The 18,076-nt window shown below is 61.9% G+C and carries 15 protein-coding genes, 1 tRNA gene and 1 pseudogene; 5 read left to right on the top strand and 12 right to left on the bottom strand.

The features are described 5' to 3' along the window. Positions 1 to 130: 130 nt before the first annotated feature. Positions 131 to 388 (top strand): annotated as a pseudogene (locus GX515_12710) (tyrosine-type recombinase/integrase). Positions 389 to 492: 104 nt separating this feature from the next. Here the strand turns inward: GX515_12710 and GX515_12705 are convergent. The 7 genes from GX515_12705 to GX515_12675 all read right to left on the bottom strand — a co-directional run bounded on the left by GX515_12705 (position 493) and on the right by GX515_12675 (position 9,268). Beyond that, positions 493 to 567, bottom strand: a tRNA-Thr gene (locus GX515_12705). Between the two features lie 168 nt (positions 568 to 735). Further along, positions 736 to 2,016, bottom strand: a complete 1,281-nt coding sequence (locus tag GX515_12700) for an SLC45 family MFS transporter (GenBank protein ID HHY33855.1) — start codon at positions 2,014 to 2,016, stop codon at positions 736 to 738. Positions 2,017 to 2,165: 149 nt separating this feature from the next. Beyond that, positions 2,166 to 2,993, bottom strand: a complete 828-nt coding sequence (locus GX515_12695; GenBank protein HHY33854.1) for a glycerophosphodiester phosphodiesterase — start codon at positions 2,991 to 2,993, stop codon at positions 2,166 to 2,168. Positions 2,994 to 3,441: 448 nt separating this feature from the next. Beyond that, the gene (locus tag GX515_12690) at positions 3,442 to 5,370 is read right to left on the bottom strand and encodes an FAD-dependent oxidoreductase (protein ID HHY33853.1); all 1,929 of its coding nucleotides are present in this window, start codon (positions 5,368 to 5,370) and stop codon (positions 3,442 to 3,444) included. A 588-nt stretch (positions 5,371 to 5,958) separates the two neighbouring features. Then, complete coding sequence (locus GX515_12685; GenBank protein ID HHY33852.1) at positions 5,959 to 6,345, bottom strand: 4Fe-4S binding protein; 387 nt, start codon at positions 6,343 to 6,345, stop codon at positions 5,959 to 5,961. A 366-nt stretch (positions 6,346 to 6,711) separates the two neighbouring features. Continuing rightward, positions 6,712 to 8,583, bottom strand: coding sequence for an anaerobic carbon-monoxide dehydrogenase catalytic subunit (gene cooS, locus GX515_12680; GenBank protein HHY33851.1), 1,872 nt, complete (start codon positions 8,581 to 8,583; stop codon positions 6,712 to 6,714). 262 nt (positions 8,584 to 8,845) lie between these two features. Further along, complete coding sequence (locus tag GX515_12675; protein ID HHY33850.1) at positions 8,846 to 9,268, bottom strand: Rrf2 family transcriptional regulator; 423 nt, start codon at positions 9,266 to 9,268, stop codon at positions 8,846 to 8,848. A gap of 582 nt (positions 9,269 to 9,850) precedes the next feature. On the opposite strand from GX515_12675, the gene GX515_12670 reads away from it, so the two are divergent. The 3 genes from GX515_12670 to GX515_12660 all read left to right on the top strand — a co-directional run bounded on the left by GX515_12670 (position 9,851) and on the right by GX515_12660 (position 11,315). Further along, a complete protein-coding gene (locus GX515_12670; protein HHY33849.1) occupies positions 9,851 to 10,306 on the top strand; it encodes a Uma2 family endonuclease in 456 nt (151 codons plus the stop codon). Between the two features lie 222 nt (positions 10,307 to 10,528). After that, positions 10,529 to 10,873: a ribbon-helix-helix domain-containing protein gene (locus GX515_12665; protein HHY33848.1), complete on the top strand. Its 345-nt coding sequence runs from the start codon at positions 10,529 to 10,531 to the stop codon at positions 10,871 to 10,873. Beyond that, positions 10,863 to 11,315: a PIN domain-containing protein gene (locus tag GX515_12660; GenBank protein HHY33847.1), complete on the top strand. Its 453-nt coding sequence runs from the start codon at positions 10,863 to 10,865 to the stop codon at positions 11,313 to 11,315. The genes GX515_12665 and GX515_12660 overlap by 11 nt, the downstream gene beginning before the upstream one ends. A 128-nt stretch (positions 11,316 to 11,443) precedes the next feature. Here GX515_12660 and GX515_12655 read toward each other — a convergent pair whose 3' ends face one another. The 5 genes from GX515_12655 to GX515_12635 all read right to left on the bottom strand — a co-directional run bounded on the left by GX515_12655 (position 11,444) and on the right by GX515_12635 (position 16,470). Beyond that, positions 11,444 to 12,292, bottom strand: a complete 849-nt coding sequence (locus tag GX515_12655; protein HHY33846.1) for a hypothetical protein — start codon at positions 12,290 to 12,292, stop codon at positions 11,444 to 11,446. A gap of 409 nt (positions 12,293 to 12,701) precedes the next feature. Further along, a complete protein-coding gene (gene modA / locus GX515_12650; GenBank protein HHY33845.1) occupies positions 12,702 to 13,484 on the bottom strand; it encodes a molybdate ABC transporter substrate-binding protein in 783 nt (260 codons plus the stop codon). Positions 13,485 to 13,510: 26 nt separating this feature from the next. Beyond that, positions 13,511 to 14,428, bottom strand: a complete 918-nt coding sequence (locus GX515_12645; protein ID HHY33844.1) for an ATP-binding cassette domain-containing protein — start codon at positions 14,426 to 14,428, stop codon at positions 13,511 to 13,513. A gap of 207 nt (positions 14,429 to 14,635) precedes the next feature. Beyond that, the gene (gene modB / locus GX515_12640; GenBank protein ID HHY33843.1) at positions 14,636 to 15,328 is read right to left on the bottom strand and encodes a molybdate ABC transporter permease subunit; all 693 of its coding nucleotides are present in this window, start codon (positions 15,326 to 15,328) and stop codon (positions 14,636 to 14,638) included. 122 nt (positions 15,329 to 15,450) lie between these two features. Next, positions 15,451 to 16,470 carry a molybdopterin-binding protein gene (locus GX515_12635; protein HHY33842.1) on the bottom strand — a complete coding sequence of 340 codons (1,020 nt, stop codon included), beginning with the start codon at positions 16,468 to 16,470 and terminating at the stop codon, positions 15,451 to 15,453. A 689-nt stretch (positions 16,471 to 17,159) separates the two neighbouring features. On the opposite strand from GX515_12635, the gene GX515_12630 reads away from it, so the two are divergent. After that, positions 17,160 to 17,996 carry a cyclase family protein gene (locus tag GX515_12630; protein ID HHY33841.1) on the top strand — a complete coding sequence of 279 codons (837 nt, stop codon included), beginning with the start codon at positions 17,160 to 17,162 and terminating at the stop codon, positions 17,994 to 17,996. The last annotated feature ends 80 nt before the right edge of the window (positions 17,997 to 18,076 follow it).

Here is an 18,076-nt window from a genome sequence, read left to right as displayed (position 1 = left end):
TCTACGGGTGACCGAACTGCCACGCCGACAGAACGACCCGGGGGAGGAATGTTGTGGTACGCGAGACTCGTATGCCTCGAAACCCAATGATGACGAGGCCTCACAGAAATGAGGTGTCAAACGCCAGCCTGACACCATCACCAAGTGGTTCAGGCAGTTCATTCGCAAGCACAATCTGCCGTCAATAACCATATTAGGGCTTCGGCATACAGCCGCGACGCTGCTCATCGCCGAAGGCGTGCCCCTCAAGAGCGTTAGCAGCCGTATGGGACATTCCAACATCGGCACCACGGTGAACATCTATGCCCATGCCTTGCAGAGCGTGGATAGGGCCGCCGCCAAGAAACTAGATCGGATACTCTCCAGAGGGAAGAGGGAGGCGCGATAGGAGATGGGTCAAAAACTATCCCCAAACTATCCCCAACTGACGTTCTCGGCTTCCTGGCAGGAACTGCCACAGCACCGCAAACCCTTGCAGCGCTTGAAAAAACGTGGAGCCGACGACCGGACTTGAACCGGTAACCTGCGCATTACGAGTGCGCTGCTCTACCGTTGAGCTACGTCGGCACCGAAACCAAGACTCTCTTATTGAACGCGGAAACCGCCTCGCACTGAGAGTATAGCATAGCCTCAACGCCGTGTAAAGGTCTGTAGGCGCACGGCACGGGAGCGTGTTGCCCCGAAGCCGACACACACAACGCCATAAGGGTCACGAGGCCGTCAACTCCATACGCGCTATACGCCCGCGTCCACGGGCGCGCCCGCCTCACGCTCAGCTGAAGCCGTCTGCGCGGCCTCTCCGCGTCTCACCCCGAACATGAGGGCGAACGCCGCCACGAAGCTCACGAACGCACACACGAACAAGGCTCGCCTCCCCAGCACGTCCATAAACCATCCGAAGACAGGAGGGGCGACGATCGCTGCAAGCGCCGAGAAGAAGTAATACAGGCCGGTATACGCACCTATCTTCGCCGGGCTCGTCATATCCACGACCATCGGATAGGAGTTGATGTTTATGAGCGCCCACGCGATTCCACCCACAAGTAGCAGCCCGGTAAGAGTCACGCCAGGGCGCGCGAACGTCATCGCTGCAAGCACAACCGAAAGACCCACGATCCCTGCAAGTATGGTCCGGCGCCGTCCGATGGCTGTTGCGATGAACCCGCTTGGGATGGCAAACACGAGGAACGACAGCGAGAAGAACCCGAGCGCGAAGGATGCAGCGGCCGGGGTCATGCCCCAGACCTCCACCCCGTAAAGCGTGAAAAGGGCCTCGACGCCGCTCCACCCCACGAACCAGAAGAATATCGCGAGAAGGAGGCACAGTGCGCTCTTGTCCCGATCGGCCACGACCTCCCCCATTGCCCGCAGGATCCCCACGCTCTTCTCCCTGCCGGCGTCGGCGCCCGCACCGCCGCCGATGTCGCCCGCGTCGCGGGGTTCATGAATGGTCTTCAATAGTATGAAGAGGACCGCGACCATGAGAGCGCTGGTCACCACAAATGGCAGGGCAGGGCTGATCTTGAATAGCTGCGAGAAGGCGAAGAACGCGAGAAGCGCGCCTAGCCCTCCCATGAAATTGATTACGCCGTTCGCCTTGCTGCGGAGCGGTGACGGCGTAATGTCGGGCATCAATGCCACGGTCGGCGCGCGGAAAGCGGTCATGGCGACGTTCATCACAATGATGACCGGGATCATCGCCGCGAGGGCGAACTTCGTGACCGGAATGAGGGCGAAGAACACCGCGGCCACAGGCATGCCTGCCGCGAGGAACGGCATCCTGCGCCCGATCCTTGTCCATGTCCTGTCGCTCAAGGCACCGAAATACGGCTGGAGCGTTATGGCGGCGATGTTGTCGAAAGTCATAATGATGCCGACAAGCGTGGTGCGGTAGGCGGCGTCCTTCAAGAGCTCCGAAAGAAAGATTGGGACGTACGAGTTATAGATGGACCAGCTCAAGGAGATGCTGAAGAAGCCGAGACCGAGGACAAACGTCTTCCAATAATCGAGCTTCACTGGGGCATCCTCCCTTCGCCATTACAGCGCGTTCGCTGTTTTACAACCCCTCCCAAGCATCCTTGCATCTCTGCCTGTTCCTCGCCCTTGCAGGATGCAAGACCCCTACGCTTCCATCATCCTGGTCTCTAGATCCTGGTTTCCAGAACTTAGGCACCAGCCAGTTTTCTGGCAATCTCTACCACCACCGCAGGTTGATTGGTTATCACCGCGTCGACGCCCCATGTCATCATCCTACGCATGTCGTTCGGATCGTCGACGGTCCATGTGTTAACCGCCAGGCCCGCGGCGTGCGCGCCGGCGACGATCTCCGGGGCGACCGCATAAAACGCCGGATGCAGGGCGTCCGCCGGCACGTGCTTCGCATACACCCACGGGTCCACAAGTCCCTCCATGTAGAGGACGCCCGTCCTCACCGACGAATCCACGGCTTTCGCCGTTCTCAACGAGAAGTGATTAAACGACGAGAGCACGGTCTTCTCGACAATGCCGAAGTCCTTCAGCAAGGCAATGGTTTTCTCTTCTATGCCGGGGTACAGGACAAGGCCGCTCTTGATCTCGATGTTAATGAGCCTGCATTTCGGAGCCACAAGCTCGAGGACCTCTTCGAGAGTCGGAATCCTCTCTCCCGCAAAGGAGGCTTCAGTGCCGCCACCGGTGCCGCCGACTCGACGACCGCCTGAGCTCGAGCTCGCGCCCGGTGAGCCGCTGGTCGAGCCGCTGCCCTCCGGCCTGAACCACGAGCCTGCGTCAAGCGCCTTCAGCTCGGCGAGGGTCATGTCCTTTACCCACCCCTTGCCGTCCGTCGTCCTATCGACGCGCTCGTCGTGGATCACCACCAACCTCCCGTCACGTGAAAGCTGCACGTCAAGCTCGAAACCGTCCACCCCCGCCTCGAGGCCGGCTTTGAATGACGCTAGGGTGTTCTCCGGCGCAAGGCGCGGCGCACCTCGGTGGCCCAGAATAAGCGGTCTCACCCTGCAACCCGAGCTTCCCCTCATTTCTGCCGTCACGTCCCCCACCTCCACGTCCACCCCTTCCTCGCAAGCGCAAATTCCCTTCTCTCCAGCCGTTCTGTTGACAAGGCCCCGTCCTCTTGTTGACGTGGCCGTGCCGTCGGAGGCATTTTCGCACCTCCGCCTGGAGCCCTATAGAGCTCTCCTCACAAAGCCCTCGTGGGAGAGCCGCTACCACCAAAGCCCTGATCGCACGCGCAGGGCGCCGCTTGCACGCAGCGCCCTGCGAAGCATGGCCCTTTCTCTATTCAACGGAGGGCACAGGATCCCTCCTGGCCTCTTTCGCGGCCTTGTTGCATTCCTCCCATTGTCGTTCCCGGCGCCTCCTGGCCTGGTCGCTCCCCGTTCAGCTTCACAGTGATCGTGTCCGCGACTGGTCCGGGCTCCGCGGCCCGCCCGGCCGCGTGCTTTAGATCTCGTGCGCCACGCGCATGCCCTCGAACACTGCATGGGTTATACGGCGTGGCCTCCAGGCGTCCCCGATCACGTAATAGTCTATCCCGGCACCTTCAAGCTGCTTCGCGAGGCCGTCCTCCGGTGCCGATCCCACCGCGATGACGACGGAGTCGAAGCCCGAAAGGGTCTCGCTCTTCCCGTCTTTCTGCACCGTGGCCTCGTGCTCCCCGATCGCGGAAAGCTTGGCTCCGGTCACGATCTTCACGCCCCGCTTCGCCAGGCGGTCCAGCAGGAGAGCCCCCACGAGAGGCCCGACGTCAGAAGCTACACGCGGCAGCATCTCGATGATGGTGACCTCGTGCCCCTTCTCGGCGAGGTGTTCCGCGGTCTCGCACCCCACAAGGCCGCCGCCTATGATTGCGACCCTCTTCCCTACGGTCGCCTTGCCGGCCAGCACATCCCAGGACATCACCACCACGGGGCGGTCAGCCCCTGGCACGTTCACACGCGCCGGACGTGCGCCGGTCGCGACTACCACCACGTCAGGTTTCTCGGCGCGGATGGCATCGAGGGTCGCCTCCCTGTTCACGTGGACGCTGATCTTGAGCCTACTCATCTCGGTCGAGAGAAACTCTCTGAACGTTGCGATCTCACCCTTCTGGGGCGGCGTCGCCGCAAGCGGCAGCTGCCCTCCGAGGCTGGGCCCCTTCTCCCACAAGGTGACGTGGTGCCCCCGGAGCGCCGCTACGCGCGCGGCCTCCATCCCTGCCGGCCCGCCTCCCACAACGAGGACCTTGCGGGCGGCCGGCGCCTTTGCGAGAGTGAACGCGGCCTCGAACCCTGTCCTGGCGTTCACCGTGCATCCTATGGGATGGTCCTGGAACAGCTCGTCGATGCAGCCCTGGCAACAGCCGATGCATCTCCGCAGCTCGGCCACCCGTCCCTCAGCGATCTTGCGCGGCGTGTCCGGTTCCGTGAGAAGCTGTCGTCCCATGGCGACGAGGTCGGCCTTCCCTTGAGCGATCAGCCCTTCCGCAACGTCCGGGTCGTTGATGCGGCCCACCGCTATGACCGGGATCCTCACGACCGACTTTATCCCGCTCGCAAGGTCGGCTAGGCACGCACGCGGCAGCGACATCGGCTGAATTATCCATACTGCGGACTCATACACGCCCGCAGAGACGTGCAACGCGTTGATGCCCTCACGCTCGAGCCGCCTTGCCACCTCTTTCGTCTCGTCCAAGGTGAGCCCGCCCGCCACTTTCTCGTCAGCGCTCATCCGGTACAACACCGGAAAGTCGGGTCCGACAGCTTGCCGCACGGCGTGCACCACCTCGAGTGGGAAGCGCAGCCGGTTCTCGAGGGGCCCACCATATTCGTCGGTTCGTTTGTTGGAATAAGGCGACAGGAACTCGTTGATAAGGTAGCCGTGGGCGCCATGCACTTCCACGGCGTCGAAGCCTGCGGCCTTCGCGCGGCGCGCCGCCTCGCCGAAGGCTCTCACGATCATGGCGATGTCGTCCTTCGACATCTCTTTTGGAGTCTCGCCTTTCGTGGGGTCCGGTATCGGCGACGGTGCCAAGAGCGGCTCGCCCGTCACGGCGGAGGTAGTCTGCCTGCCGCCGTGGTAAAGCTGGATGGCGATCTTCGCGCCGTGGGCGTGGACAGCGTTCACCAGGCTGCGAAGGCCGGGGATGAGCTTATCCGAGTGGATGCCGACCTCGTTCTGAAATCCCTTGCCGGACTGGTGGACGAACGAGGCCTCCACGATGATGAGCCCCACCCCTCCCCTCGCGCGCTCCGCGTGGTAAGCGCGGAGCCTGTCGGTGACCGACCCGTCCTCGTAGGCGTAGTTGGTGACCATGGGTGGCATGACGATCCTGTTCCGGAGGTCCATGTTCCCGATCTTCGTCGGGCTTGTGAGATGTGGATAACCTGCCATGAAGCACTCGCTCCCTTTCCTAGTATCTTCGGGTTAGCGCCATTAGAGGTGCCTCAGATAGGTTTTGCCAATATGCGGGAGCGTATGCTGATGGCACGCGCAATCCGTCCCAAGGCGACGAGAACATGCGCTGGCGCAAGGTCCCATGCGGTGCCTCACGCCGAGGGCCCCTGGCGGCGGGCGTTCAACGACGAGCGTTCAGCGATCAGGACGTGGTGGTGCCCGAGTATGGTATCGCCGCAAGTCCTCGCTTCTCCTTGATCGCGCGAGGACGTCGGTGGCTGCGGGATGAGGTGGCGTGGAGGATTTGGTAGTCCCGCATTGGCCATCCCGCGGGCCAAGTTCGAACGGGCACGCCGCGCGCGAGCGCGCCCTCCCCGGAGGGCAAGGCCGATGACCATAGGCAGAACCGCGTGCCGCAAAGCAGCACGGACTTCTGGCGGAGACCATCGAGCTCTCCCACATCATGACGTCCCGTCATGGCATCCCGGCCCAGTTGAAGCCCGCAAAGCCGTCGCCGGGGTCGCGTAATTGACAGTTGCTTGGGATGTCCAGCACTCTCGTGGCTGTATACCTAGACCTTTCAGCCTAACCATGGATTAGCCGGGGCAGGCACCGCGCGCACACCCAGAGGCTGTCGCCCTTGAAGCGGCACGGCATGAGCAGCTCTGCCCCTTCGCCGGACCCGCACAAGAAACAGCGCTGCGTGATGTGCTGCTTCGACCCGGCCATCGGTTGCGTGGTGCGGTCTCTCGCGGCCTCTCCAGAGAATTCCGGCGCCTCCCTCTCCTCGATGGACAGCGCACCCGTGGGACAGACGGCTAGGCAGAAACCCGCGCCGTCGCACAGCTCTTCGCGGACCACTTTGGCCTTGCCATCCACGATCTGAATGGCGCCCTCAGCGCACGGGGTCACGCAGAGGCCACACCCGTTGCACTTCTCGTCATCGATTCGCACGACTTTCCTTACGGGCATGTTTCGTCCCCCTTTCAAGCTCTCCGTGGCCCTCTGGCAGTGCCGCCGTTCACTGCGGGACCGCGTTTCAATTCAATTTGGTATTTACGGCGCGACGGGAGGGGACTCCTGCCCGGCGCCCGGGTGCTCACCGCGCCGGATGTCTGCTGTACGCCACGCCCGTGCGGACGTTCGCTGCGCCCGCAACGCGGACGTTACGCTTCGACGCTTCCCTGGCAGGCGTCCCTCTCCCGTCAGATGCCGCTCCTCCGGTGCTGTCCCCTCGACAGGCGCCGCCCGCTAGCCTCAGCCGGTCAGACGTCGGCCCTCACAGCCCCGGCTGGCCACATGCCGCGCGCAAGCCGCCAGTCAGCGAGGCTACGGCGCTCAGATGCCAAGCGCGCGCCTCTTCGCGACGATGTGCCTCTCGATACCGTCCACCGCTGCCACGGGGTCGGTCTCCACGGCGAGCCTGCCCCCGGTCAACCCCTCGACGTCTCTCGTGAGCAGGTTCACCACGTCCGCGGCGCCCGTCACGGGCGGGACCGGTGCCACATGGGTGTATAGCCCGAGGGCCACGGCGGAGAATGCATCGATCACGGCCTTCTGCTCCATATACTCGGGCGCCGTCACGGCCACGGGCAGGGCGGCGGTGTCCACCCCGAGCGCACCGGCCACTGCTCCAACGAGGAGCGCGAGCCGACCGGTGTCCGTGCACGTGCCGAAGCTAAGGACAGGCGGGACGCCAAGCGCCTTGCACACAGCTCTCAGGCCGTCGCCCGCTAGCTCCTGAGCCTCCAGTGAGTTGAGCCCGGCCACCTGGCACGCTGCGTTGCCGCACCCGGCCGACAGAACCAGGATGTTCCGGCGGATGAGCTCCTTCGCCACCGCCACTGTCATCGTGTCCTGGCCACCACCCTTCAGAGTGGTGCAGCTCACGAGGGCCACTACGCCCTTCACATCACCTTTCTTGAGCACTTCTAGCAGGGGTTCGAGCGTGCCGCCCAGGGCGCCTACAACGGCCTCCGTCGAGAACCCTGTCAGGATCTTCGTGCGCTTGAGGTCGCGTGTCGCCCGGCTTGATGCCTTCCGTCGCTTGAAGTTCTCGATGGCGATGCTGATTATCTCCTGAACCTGATCGCTAACGTTCTCGGGAACGTACACGACGCGTTTTTCCACTCCCGGCACGCCTATCAGCCTAGAGACGGCCACGAGAGTCGCGCCGTACTTCTCGGCAATCGGAGCGAGCGACGGCAACGAGCAGTTCATGTCCATGGCGAACACGTCAACCGCGCCTGTGGCGAGCACGAACTCCTGATTCAACCAGTTTCCGGTGAGACCGACGAACACGTCGTCGCACGGGATGCGTTGCATCATCTCCTGGCCCGTCTCGATGGACCCAACGATGCGAAGGCCCTTCGCTCCAGCCTCGCGCGCGCGACGCTGCACCTGTTCGGACCGAGCGGCCTCGACCAGCGCCATTCCCACGAAGGGCTCGTGACCGTTGGGAAGGATGTTGACGTAGTCAGGGTCGAGGATCCCGAGGTCCACGTAAGCTTCGTGAGGAGTCGGGGTGCCGAACAGCGCGTCCTGCGCGATCTCCAGCGGCACGAGCGCGCCGTAACAACTTGCCACCCCAAGACGCAGCGCCGTTTTGGCAAGAGACACGTAGTCACCGTCGATGTTGGTCATGGCTCGAGCCGTCGAGTCCACGAGCTCGCTTATGGGCCCTCCAGGGAAAATGCCGAGCTCGCGCCATACCTTCTTTCGCGTCTCCGGAGCGAAAGCCGCCACCGCCACCGACTCCTCCGCGCTGTCCTGATAGAGCGCCGCAAGCATGGCGTCAGCCGTCGCCGCCTCGTATCCCTCGCTCCCCGGCTCAACGACAAGGGCGTGCGCGAGGAGATCGAGCTTGGCCCTATCGCGAATTTCGAACGGCGTCTTGCCCTGCGCTGTAGCCTTGAGGGTTTTCGCCACCTCGCGCGCATGGAACGAGTAGGCCGCTACTCCCATGTTTGCGCGGTGGACCATGTTCCGCATTACCATCCCGTTCGCGTCGATACCGCACGCTCCCCTTTCAGCGCGCTTCGTGATGCGGCAAGGCCCCATAGAGCATAGCTGACAGGTGATTCCTTGGTCGCAGAACGTGCAACGCAGCCCTTGTGCTTCGAACCGCTCCACGACGCTCTCCATTCCGGCTCCTTCCATTTCATCGTGCATTCTCCTCACAGACTCGTGCTCGCTTATCGGGTCTACCATTTCTCTCCTCCCCCTCACCAGATGTGTCCCCCTAGACTCTGTCATCCGCTTGTTCCCCGTACGAAGGCATTCGCTTGTTCTACGCACGCATGTCACTGAAACCGGAAGCCGACCACCTTTGCACCGAAGAACGTTCACCACCTCGCGGCCATGGAGGCTGACCCTCGCCCTGCTTTCCAGGCATCACGCCGTCAGGTCACGGCGCTCAGGGTCCACGGTGCCATCTCGCCGAGACGTGTCTCGCCTCTTCCTTGCCTCACGGTTACAGTTCCGGCCTTGCCCGCTGCCGAGCAAGGGACTCCAGTGTGACGTCGTTCAAGAACGACACGAACTTCTCTTGAATGCCGACCCAGCTTTGTCTCAGACCGCAAACCTCCCAGCGTTCGCATGCATCCCGCCCGAGCAGACAGCGGTTGACTGCAACTGGTCCTTGAATGGCCTCGACTATCTCAAGAGCGGTGATCTCACCGGGTTCGTGGGCGAGCGAAAAGCCGCCGTGGGGACCGCGATGCGAGGAGACGATGTCCGCGACCGCCAGCTTCTGAAAGATCTTGCGCAGGAATCCCTCAGGGATCCCCTCCGCCGAAGCGACCTCGGACACCCGGAACACCGTCCCTGTGGGATGCGTCGCCATGTAGGAAAGCGCGCGCAGCGCGTAATCGGTATTTCTCTTAATGAACTCCATGTGACACAGAAGGCTCCCTTCTGATGAGTCGTTGCCGGACCGTCACGCAATTACAGGACTATTTTAGTCCTATACGTTCCGGATGTCAATCACCTCTTCACCCGGCAAACGCACGTGCATTGTGGACAAACAAGCTCGACCTGGAAAGACGAAACGACACCCGACAAACAAGGTTCTAGCAGCACATGCCCAGCCGGCAAAACGCTGGTTCAAGTCTCGCTACCTGCAGCGCTCCGGTGATAGATGTACTTCAGGATTGGACACGCCACACGATCCCTCGCGGCTTCCATGGAGTGCCATCGAGGAGGCTCCCTGCTGAGACGAGACGAGGCGAGAAGAAGGCTCAGGACTGACAACCACCCGATCAGAGGATGGTATGGCTGCCATCATCATGATAGAATTAACTTGGCATGAAGAACACGACACCAGCCTCAGTGGAGGGGAGTAACGTGACCCGTCCTGACCGCGTCGGCGAGGAGACCCCTGAATATGCCCGCCCTTCTCCGCGCCTCACCTACGATGACTATTGCCAGATACCGCCGGGGCATCAGCGCTACGAGCTTGTAGGGGGGGGCCATAAGAGTGGTTCCGTCGCCGACCGTGTCTCACCAAAGGGTCTCTAAACGCCTGTTGCTGGCGCTGGCTCAGTGGATCGAGAACCACGGCCTCGGAGAAGTGTACAGTGCACCTCTTGATGTCGTCCTGAGCGAGTATGATGTGGGCCAGCCCGACCTTGTGTATGTATCGAAGGAACGCTCGGGTATCATCAAAGAGGCAAACATCTGGGGCGCTCCTGACCTGGTGGTGGAGATCCTCTCGCCTGGCACTGCCAAGTGGGACGCCGACGTCAAACGCCAGCTCTACGCGCGTTTCGGAGTGCAAGAGCTCTGGCTCGTAGACCCCCAGGCCCGCACGATTGAGGTTGCGACTCCCAGAGACGGGGTCCTCTTGACCTCGGAGGTGTATTACCCCGGCGTCACCGTGGCTAGCCCCCTGCTGCCAGGGTTCACGCTGGACGTAGAACGTCTATTTGCCTAGCCCTCCTTCCAGCCTGGCCCTCTCCGCCCGCGGAAAGCAGTTCATCTGAGAAGGCCGATTCATGTGCGACCGCGAAGCTAGCGGCGTACAACTAATAGACACGAGGACCAATTTCTAGAGCCCGATGAGCCGAACGCGCGAGCGCGGGGGAACCGAGTTGACAATCATTCCCATGATGTATATGATGATGTATAGAGATGTCCCGTTAGGATGTGATCACCAATGCCCGAAATGGTGCGGAAGCAGTTCTATATAGAACCAAGACAAGATGCTCTTCTGAAACAACGCGCGAGGCACCTAGGCATTACAGAAGCAGAACTTGTACGCGAGGCGCTGGATGCGTATGCAAGCGAGGCCATAGTCGCGCGCCTTGATCCCACAGCGTGGCAGCGTGAGAAGGCGTTCATTGAGGCCCTTGTCAGCAAGGCGTCGCCGTCCGCGACGCGGCCCGAGAAAGTCCAGATGGAAAGAAGCGCAGGGGACGCCGACACAAGGAAAAACGCAGAAGGCGTGGAACGCGCCGTGGCACAGAGGGGCTGGACGCGGGATGAGCTCCATGAGAGGTAAGATCTTTGTAGATACCAATGTGCTCGTCTACGCTTACGACCGGAGCGAGGCCGTGAAGCAGCAAAGAGCATTTGAAGTCCTCGACCGTCTCATTGCCTCCGGTAAAGGCGTCATCAGCACCCAAGTGTTGTCAGAGTTCTTCAACGCGGTCACCCGCAAGATCAAGATGCCGCTCGCCATCGAGGATGCGATGGTGAGCGTGGAAAACCACACCCGGGCATGGCAGGTGCTCGACGTTACGACCTTAGTCATCCTCGAAGCTGTCAGGGGCGTGAGAGATCACCACCTCACCTTTTGGGACGCCCAGATCTGGGCCACCGCAAGGCTGAATCAAGTTCCGGTCATCTTCAGCGAAGACTTTGGTCCGGGCGCGACACTGGACGGAGTGCTCTTCGTGAACCCGTTCGCGAACGACTTCGAGCCCGCGGAGTGGGCGATTTAGCCCGTTGCCCCGGCCAAGCCTCCCATTCCCCATGCAGTCGCTCGTAGCGGCCACATCCCGAGACAGCCGAGAGCAAGAACAAGAATCGCCTGTTACTTGGAAAGGCGCTTCGAAGCGCCGCCCCCGCATCAGCGTGAGCACGGGCAGAACCGATCATAGCCCATGAGTTTCGCGGGCCCGGCAGCGGTAACGCCGTAGAAGATGATCGGCTTGTCGTCCAAGACTGCGAGGAGATCCTCAACCGTCCCGTTGGCCAGAACCGTCCCCGTGGAGAGGACGAGGTCGGCCCAAGAGATGACCTCCGGGTTGCGATCGGCGCTTTCGATGGCCACGCCCTCGCGGGTCGTCCCGATGTTTGCTGGATCCATGTCGGTGACACGGACCAGGAAACACCCCGCCGTCGCCAGGGCATTCACCATTGCGGGCTGAAGGCCGATGACCGCCACGCGCGGCAGACCCGGCCTCCGTCCGGGAGCCCCTTCGGTCTCATCAGTCCCTTCATCGGGCTGCTCAGCTCTAGTGGCGCAGCTAGGCCTGGACCGGGCGCCAGAGCTGGCGTGGCTGGCTATGAGCTGCTTCACGTGCTCGCGAAGAAGCCTTGCGCACTCCTCGGGCTCGTTGTTGCGGCAGTGAATCGTGTGGTCGATGAGGCCGAGGTGGCGCATCACGGCGTTGCAGGTGGCTACGAAGACGGCCCGCTCGTAGTTCGTGTGCAGCGGCAGCGCCATGACATCGCCCAAACTGCCTCGAAACGGCGCGGGCATGTCCGTGTAGGCTTGACCGCTGCTATCGTGAAACCGCGCCTGGATCATGACCTCCTTCCCCTTAAGCAGTGGGAAGTCGCGCCTGGTCGGCGAACCGATGGCCTCCTCCGGCGCGAGGGGCCGCGCAGTGACCACCTCAACCTCATGGGCGGCAAGGTCGTGGGAATGTATTAGCACTCTGAGCTTGTCCCTACACAAGTCTAGAACCTGCACCTAAATCGTCCTCCTCCGTTGGGCACACCACACGTGCTGACTTACACCGCTGAGCCGCGCCAAGTGGATCGGCCGGAAGTCGGCGCCGCTCTCTACTCTCTAGCTCGCAGGTCTTTCCTGAGGCTAATCCGTCCTGTCCTCCAGCGACGGCGCCCGAGGCAAGCCTCGTCTGAATTCGGCGCGCGAGATGGCCAGATCCTCCGCGCCCCGTCGTTCAAGCACCGGCAACTCCGGCACCCTTGAGAGAGGACACCCGGATAGCCTACAGGCCGGATCATTGCGTGCGCAACGCCCGTCTGACCTCCCGAAGCCCAAAGGCAGCGTAAGCCACTGCAACATGACGCGAAGTCGGACTCGGAAGAACTGCCCGCGCCCGCTCGCCCGCCCGCTCGGATTATTCAGGTCCGCCTCATTCCCTGGGGAGCCCGAACCCGCACTCCTCGAACGCCTTCCTCGCTTCGGGCGACCGCAGGTACGCGAGGAACTCCTGGACCTCCTCCTTGTGTTGCGTGGCCTTCACCATCGCACCCTCAAATACTACGTCCTCGTACGACCCGGACGGCGCCTTCGCGAGCACCTTGGCTTTGGTTGACTTATAGAGGGTGCTCCCGTACACAAACCCGGCGTCAGCCTCTCCCAACTCAACGTACGTCAGTACCTGCTGCACGGTCCTCGCGTACACGAGCCGTTCCGCGAGGAACTTGTCGAGCCCCATGTGTTGCAGGACCTGCATGGCATATGTCCCCGCCGGAACGATCCGGGGATCGCCGATGGCTATCCTCTGGACCGATGGGCTTGCGAGCCATTTCCAAGGGTCACCGGCCACCTTCGTGCCGCTCGGAACCGCGAGGACGATTATGTCACACGCTGCAACGAACCGTGTCTCGGGTACGATGAACCCCTCGCGCCCGAGAGTGTCCATATGGCCGCCACCCGCGGGGAATATCACTGCGTCGAGCGGGGCACCTTGCTTCACCTGAGCTGTTATCGCTCCTGCGCTCGCGAACGTCAGCGACACGGAGACGTCTGGATTAGCGGCCTCGAACGAGGCTTTGATGAGCTGCAGGGCATCGAGCAAGCCTGCGCCTGCCCCAACCGTTATTTCCCGGCGCGTGGCAGCGGTGACGCCGGTGGAAGCAATAAGTAACGTTAACATCGAAATCATAGCTAAGAAAACCAGGATCCGCCGCATGTTCCTCCACCTCCGCATCGTCATTCTCAATCCGAGCTGGTAATCTTGCCGCATCCCTCGGCCATAGTACCCGTGCTAGTCTTCCGGCCCGATTTGGCCCCGCCCTCCACAACCACCGCACCTGGGGCCGCGGCCACACTAGCGTTGACAGCCCCCGTAGCACCACCGCCAACTGTAGCGGCTGCCGCCGCCGTGGTCGTCGCCGTGTCACAAAGGCCCGCCCTCACCCGCAGGTCCTGTTTTCCGCGATTTAGGTAAAGGATCGCATCCCCGAGCCTCTCAGCCTCCTCGCGGTCATGGGTCACGAGGACGAAAGGAATCGACCACTGGCGGTGCAGCGCGAGGAGTTCGTCCTGAACCGCGCGGCGCGTTTCTTCGTCTAGAGCGTTCCACGGCTCATCGAGCAGCAGCACCTCAGGTTCGGTCATCAGGGCGCGTGCGAGCGACACCCGCTGTTGCTCGCCTCCAGAGAGCTGACACGGGTATCTATCCTGGAGGTGCACTATGCGCAGCATTTGGAGTATATCGAGGACCGTCAGGCGAAAGCCCCGTCCACGCTTGCACCGGCCCCCGATGCCATACATCACGTTTTGCTTGACCGTCATGTGAGGGAAAAGAGCGTAATTCTGGAAGACATACCCGACACGCCTTCGTTGCGGGGGCAGGTTTATGCCGTGTTCGGAGGAGTAAAGCATCCTCCCGCCAAGCGCAATGGAACCCCTGTCCGGCCTCTGCAGCCCCGCTATACAGTCGAGGATCGTCGTCTTACCCGCGCCAGACGGTCCGAATATGACGATGATGCCCGGACCCCACGAGAAGGATGCCTCAAGCGTAAAATCCGCAAGGCGCTTCACTATGTTTACCTGAAGAGAAGGTGAAGTCACCCCATTAATCACCCCATTTTGCGGAACACACCACCCTATTGTTGAAGTGGCGCCTGCCATCCTCAAGCTCGGTTCTTCACTTCCACGTTCCCACGGCATTGGTCTGAGCCCTGCCGCCAACACACAGGCTGCGCAGCTTGCCACGACAGCCTTTGGCTAGGCCCGCCCGGTCACTCGCCATGCTGTGGCGTGCCGCCGCGCCACCGTCCCGGCGCCCCCGCCACGGCATCACGCGCCACAGCGCTGCGGCGCCAAAGCGTAGGCTGCTCAGCGTCGCCGCGCCCGCCGGAACCTGCCAAGCTGTCTTTCCGACCACATCCGGCTCACGTACGTGGCAGCGAACCCGAATACGAGCATAACACCGACAAGGAGGCCCGCCGTGTGCATGTCGCCGGACTCGGTCGCGACGTAGATCGCTGTCGGCATCGTCTGCGTGCGCCCAGGGATGGACCCCGCCACCATCAAGGTCGCGCCGAACTCTCCGAGAGCGCGCATGAACGTGAGGAGAAGGCCGGCGACCAGACTCGGCCACGCGAGAGGCAGAGTGATCGTGAAGAACACCTTCACCTCCGAAGCGCCCAGCGTGCGCCCGGCCTTCTCCAGGGATTCGTCGATCGAGTCAAGCCCTGCTTTGAGCGTGCCGTACATGAGCGGAAAGGCCACCACCGCTGACGCGACAGCCGCCGCCCACCACGTGAATAGCACCTGGACGCCCAGGCAGGCTTGGAGGAACCGTCCAACTGGCCCGTTCCTCCCCAAGAGGACTAGCAGGACGAACCCAGTGACCGTAGGTGGCACCACCATCGGCAGGGTAAGCAGCGTGTCGACCGCTGCTTTCCCAACAAAGGAGAACCTTCGCATGGCCCAAGCTACCAGGGTGGCAACGCATGCCACGGCCACGGTCGCCACCGCGGCGACGCGCATTGAAAGCAACATCGGCGTAACCCAGTCTGCTGACATTGAGTCTCATACTCCCACATGTCCTTCGCATTCGCGTTCCCTTGCACTATCGTCCGTCCGCCCATCCGGGTCCCGGTCCCGCGTTTGGTCCAGAGCCCGCCCCCCGCTTCCCTTAGACTCGCTCACCCTTTACCGAAGGGACACTGTGGGAACGAGCAGGTCTCGCATCCGAGGCACAGCCCACCGTGACCATATTGCGCCACGTCTGTGGCGCTCAGGCTCTCGCCCGCGAGAAGCCGCGCGAGGATGAGGTCGAAAAACGCCCTCGGGCGCGCCAAAATGCCGGCAGGCACCCCGAGCACGGGAACGCGGCCGTGGTACGCAAGCAGGGTCATGGCTCCTGGCGAGACCGGCGCCCCGTAGAAAACCACGCGCGCCCCGCTAGACTCGATGGCCCGCGGGGTGCAGTCGTCAGGCGACATGCCGCCCGTGACGAGCACCATGTCCACTCCCCGCTCGAGCACGCTTTGAATGGCCCGAGTGATCTCGGCAGTTTCATCGGGAACTATCTCGGAAACGGCAATCGTGCTGTCATATTCAGCGAGCCTGCTCGTGAGGAGAGGGACGAACGCGTCCCGGACGCGCCCTTCGTAGATTTCTCGCCCCGTCACGACAACACCGGCACGTGCGGACCGAAACGGGACGACCCTGATGACCGGGTCGTCCCCTACGAGAGCGGCCGCGCTTGAGAGGCGCTCCTCATTTACGGCGAGCCCTCTTACTTTTGCCTTCGCCACAAGGTCCCCGGGGGCCACGCTAGAGTTGGTGTGCCGGGTGGCAACAAGGAGATCCCCGATGGCGTTTATCGCAAGCAGCCGTCGCACATCTACCTTGAGCAGGCCCTTTAGAGTGGAACGTATGTCTGCCCACGCTTCTCCAGGCATCTCAACTTTGACACCCGGTCCCGCGAGCATGGACGCGAGGCGAAGGGCGGCATCGTCCTCGTGCACCTCGCCCTTATCCAACTCCATGACGTATACCACGGACTTACCCACTCGTTTGAGCGTGGGGATGTCTTCCCGAGAGATCCGGTGTCCACGCCTCAAAACCGCCCCTTTTCGTCGACCTGGGACGATCTCCGTGATGTCGTATGCAAGAGGAAGCCCCACGGCGTCCTCTATATGCACCTCACGCAGTCTCATACATGCATCTTGCCTTTCCCCTTTACACCCGTTACGTCTGTCTGCACTGCCTGCCCCGTCCTGTTCCGAGCCTAGCTCCAGAACTGGCGCCGGGCCTAACTCCGCCTTGCTCTTGCCTGGATTCGCCTTCTCCTCACCGCCCGACCCTGCTTGTCCCTCCCCTGTCTCGCCTTCTCGTGCGCTGTGACGATACGCTGACGACCTCGAGCTTCGACGCGAGGGCTCATCGGTCAGAGCGGCCGTATGCGTATACCCTGCTTAATGTGACATTTGTCACAACCTTCGACGCGCTACAAGAAGATCCTTCTGTGACGCGCGGCATATGCCCCGTCCTCCACTATTATAACGTCCATGCGTTGAGCACAAAGCCCGCACCATCGGCACGAGAAGAGCCACCCCTGGGCTCGTCTATTGGATGGGTTTTAGATGGGCGGAACATCGCGTCCCAAGAAGGGAGGAACTATTCGCAGTATGTAGAATTATCATGCACATCCCAACGTCGTGTGAATCCTAACCCAAATCCATGTCACCCAAGGAGGGATCGAGCGAAGAGCTACGGGGACGCGCGGTGGCACCCTTGAGCCACCTGCAAGCTGGGTAGCTGGGTCGACAGCCGACGGGTTACACGAGCCGGCAGGTCACACACAAGGTATGAATGAGAACACCTAAGACAAGAGGAGTGAGAAGCGATGAGAAGTATGAAGAAGGTTTTCATAGCAACCTTGGTTGCCTCGGCGGTTTGGGCGGCTATAGTCTCATGCGCGTGGGCGGCACCGACAACGCTTCTGGATATCTACGAGATTCTCAAGACCAAGGAGTTCGTCGACCTAACCCATGCGTTCGAGCCTGGCATCCCGCACTGGCCCGGTTTCCCAGACGAAAGGCGCGAGACTCTATACTACTATGAGCCGGGCATCGGCACGATGGGTTCGGGCTTCTATGCGCAGTATTTTACCCACGTTGGGCAGTGGGGCACGCACGCTGACCCGCCGGCGCACTTCATCAAGGGGCTCCGCACTCTCGACCAAATCGGCGTCAAAGAGATGATCCTGCCTCTCGTGGTCATTGACATACACGAAAAAGTCGCGGCAAATCCGGACTACTGCGTCACCATGGATGACGTTCGGGCGTGGGAGAGGAAATACGGAGAGATCCCTGAGGGCGCTTTCGTCGCTCTCAGGACCGACTGGTCCAAACGCTGGCCTGACGCCGCAGCCATGCAGAACAGGGACGAGAACGGTGTCGCCCACTATCCCGGTTGGAGCATGGACGTTCTAAAATACCTTTACGAGGAGCGCAAGATCACGGCGTCCGGCCATGAGACAACCGACACGGACCCCGGCCTCGCTACAAGCAAGGGAGACTACTCCCTCGAAACCTACGTCTTGAGCCAGAACTGCTACCAAGTCGAGCTACTAACGAACCTCGATAAAGTGCCGGAGCATGGCGCACTCGTGGTGGTGGCGTTCCCGAAACCCAAGTACGGCTCCGGCTTCCCCGCAAGAGTGTTCGCCATCCTCCCGTGAGCTGATTCCCGTCCTGTCCGCGAAAGGCGCAACGGGGCGCATCGCCACACGCTTTCTCCAAGGATGCGCCCCGTCCTTGT

The sequence above is a fragment of the Bacillota bacterium genome (assembly GCA_012842395.1).
In the GTDB taxonomy this organism is placed as follows: domain Bacteria; phylum Bacillota; class SHA-98; order UBA4971; family UBA4971; genus UBA6256.
Note: the sequence above shows the minus strand (reverse complement) of the source record. Positions and strands in the feature narration are given on the sequence as shown.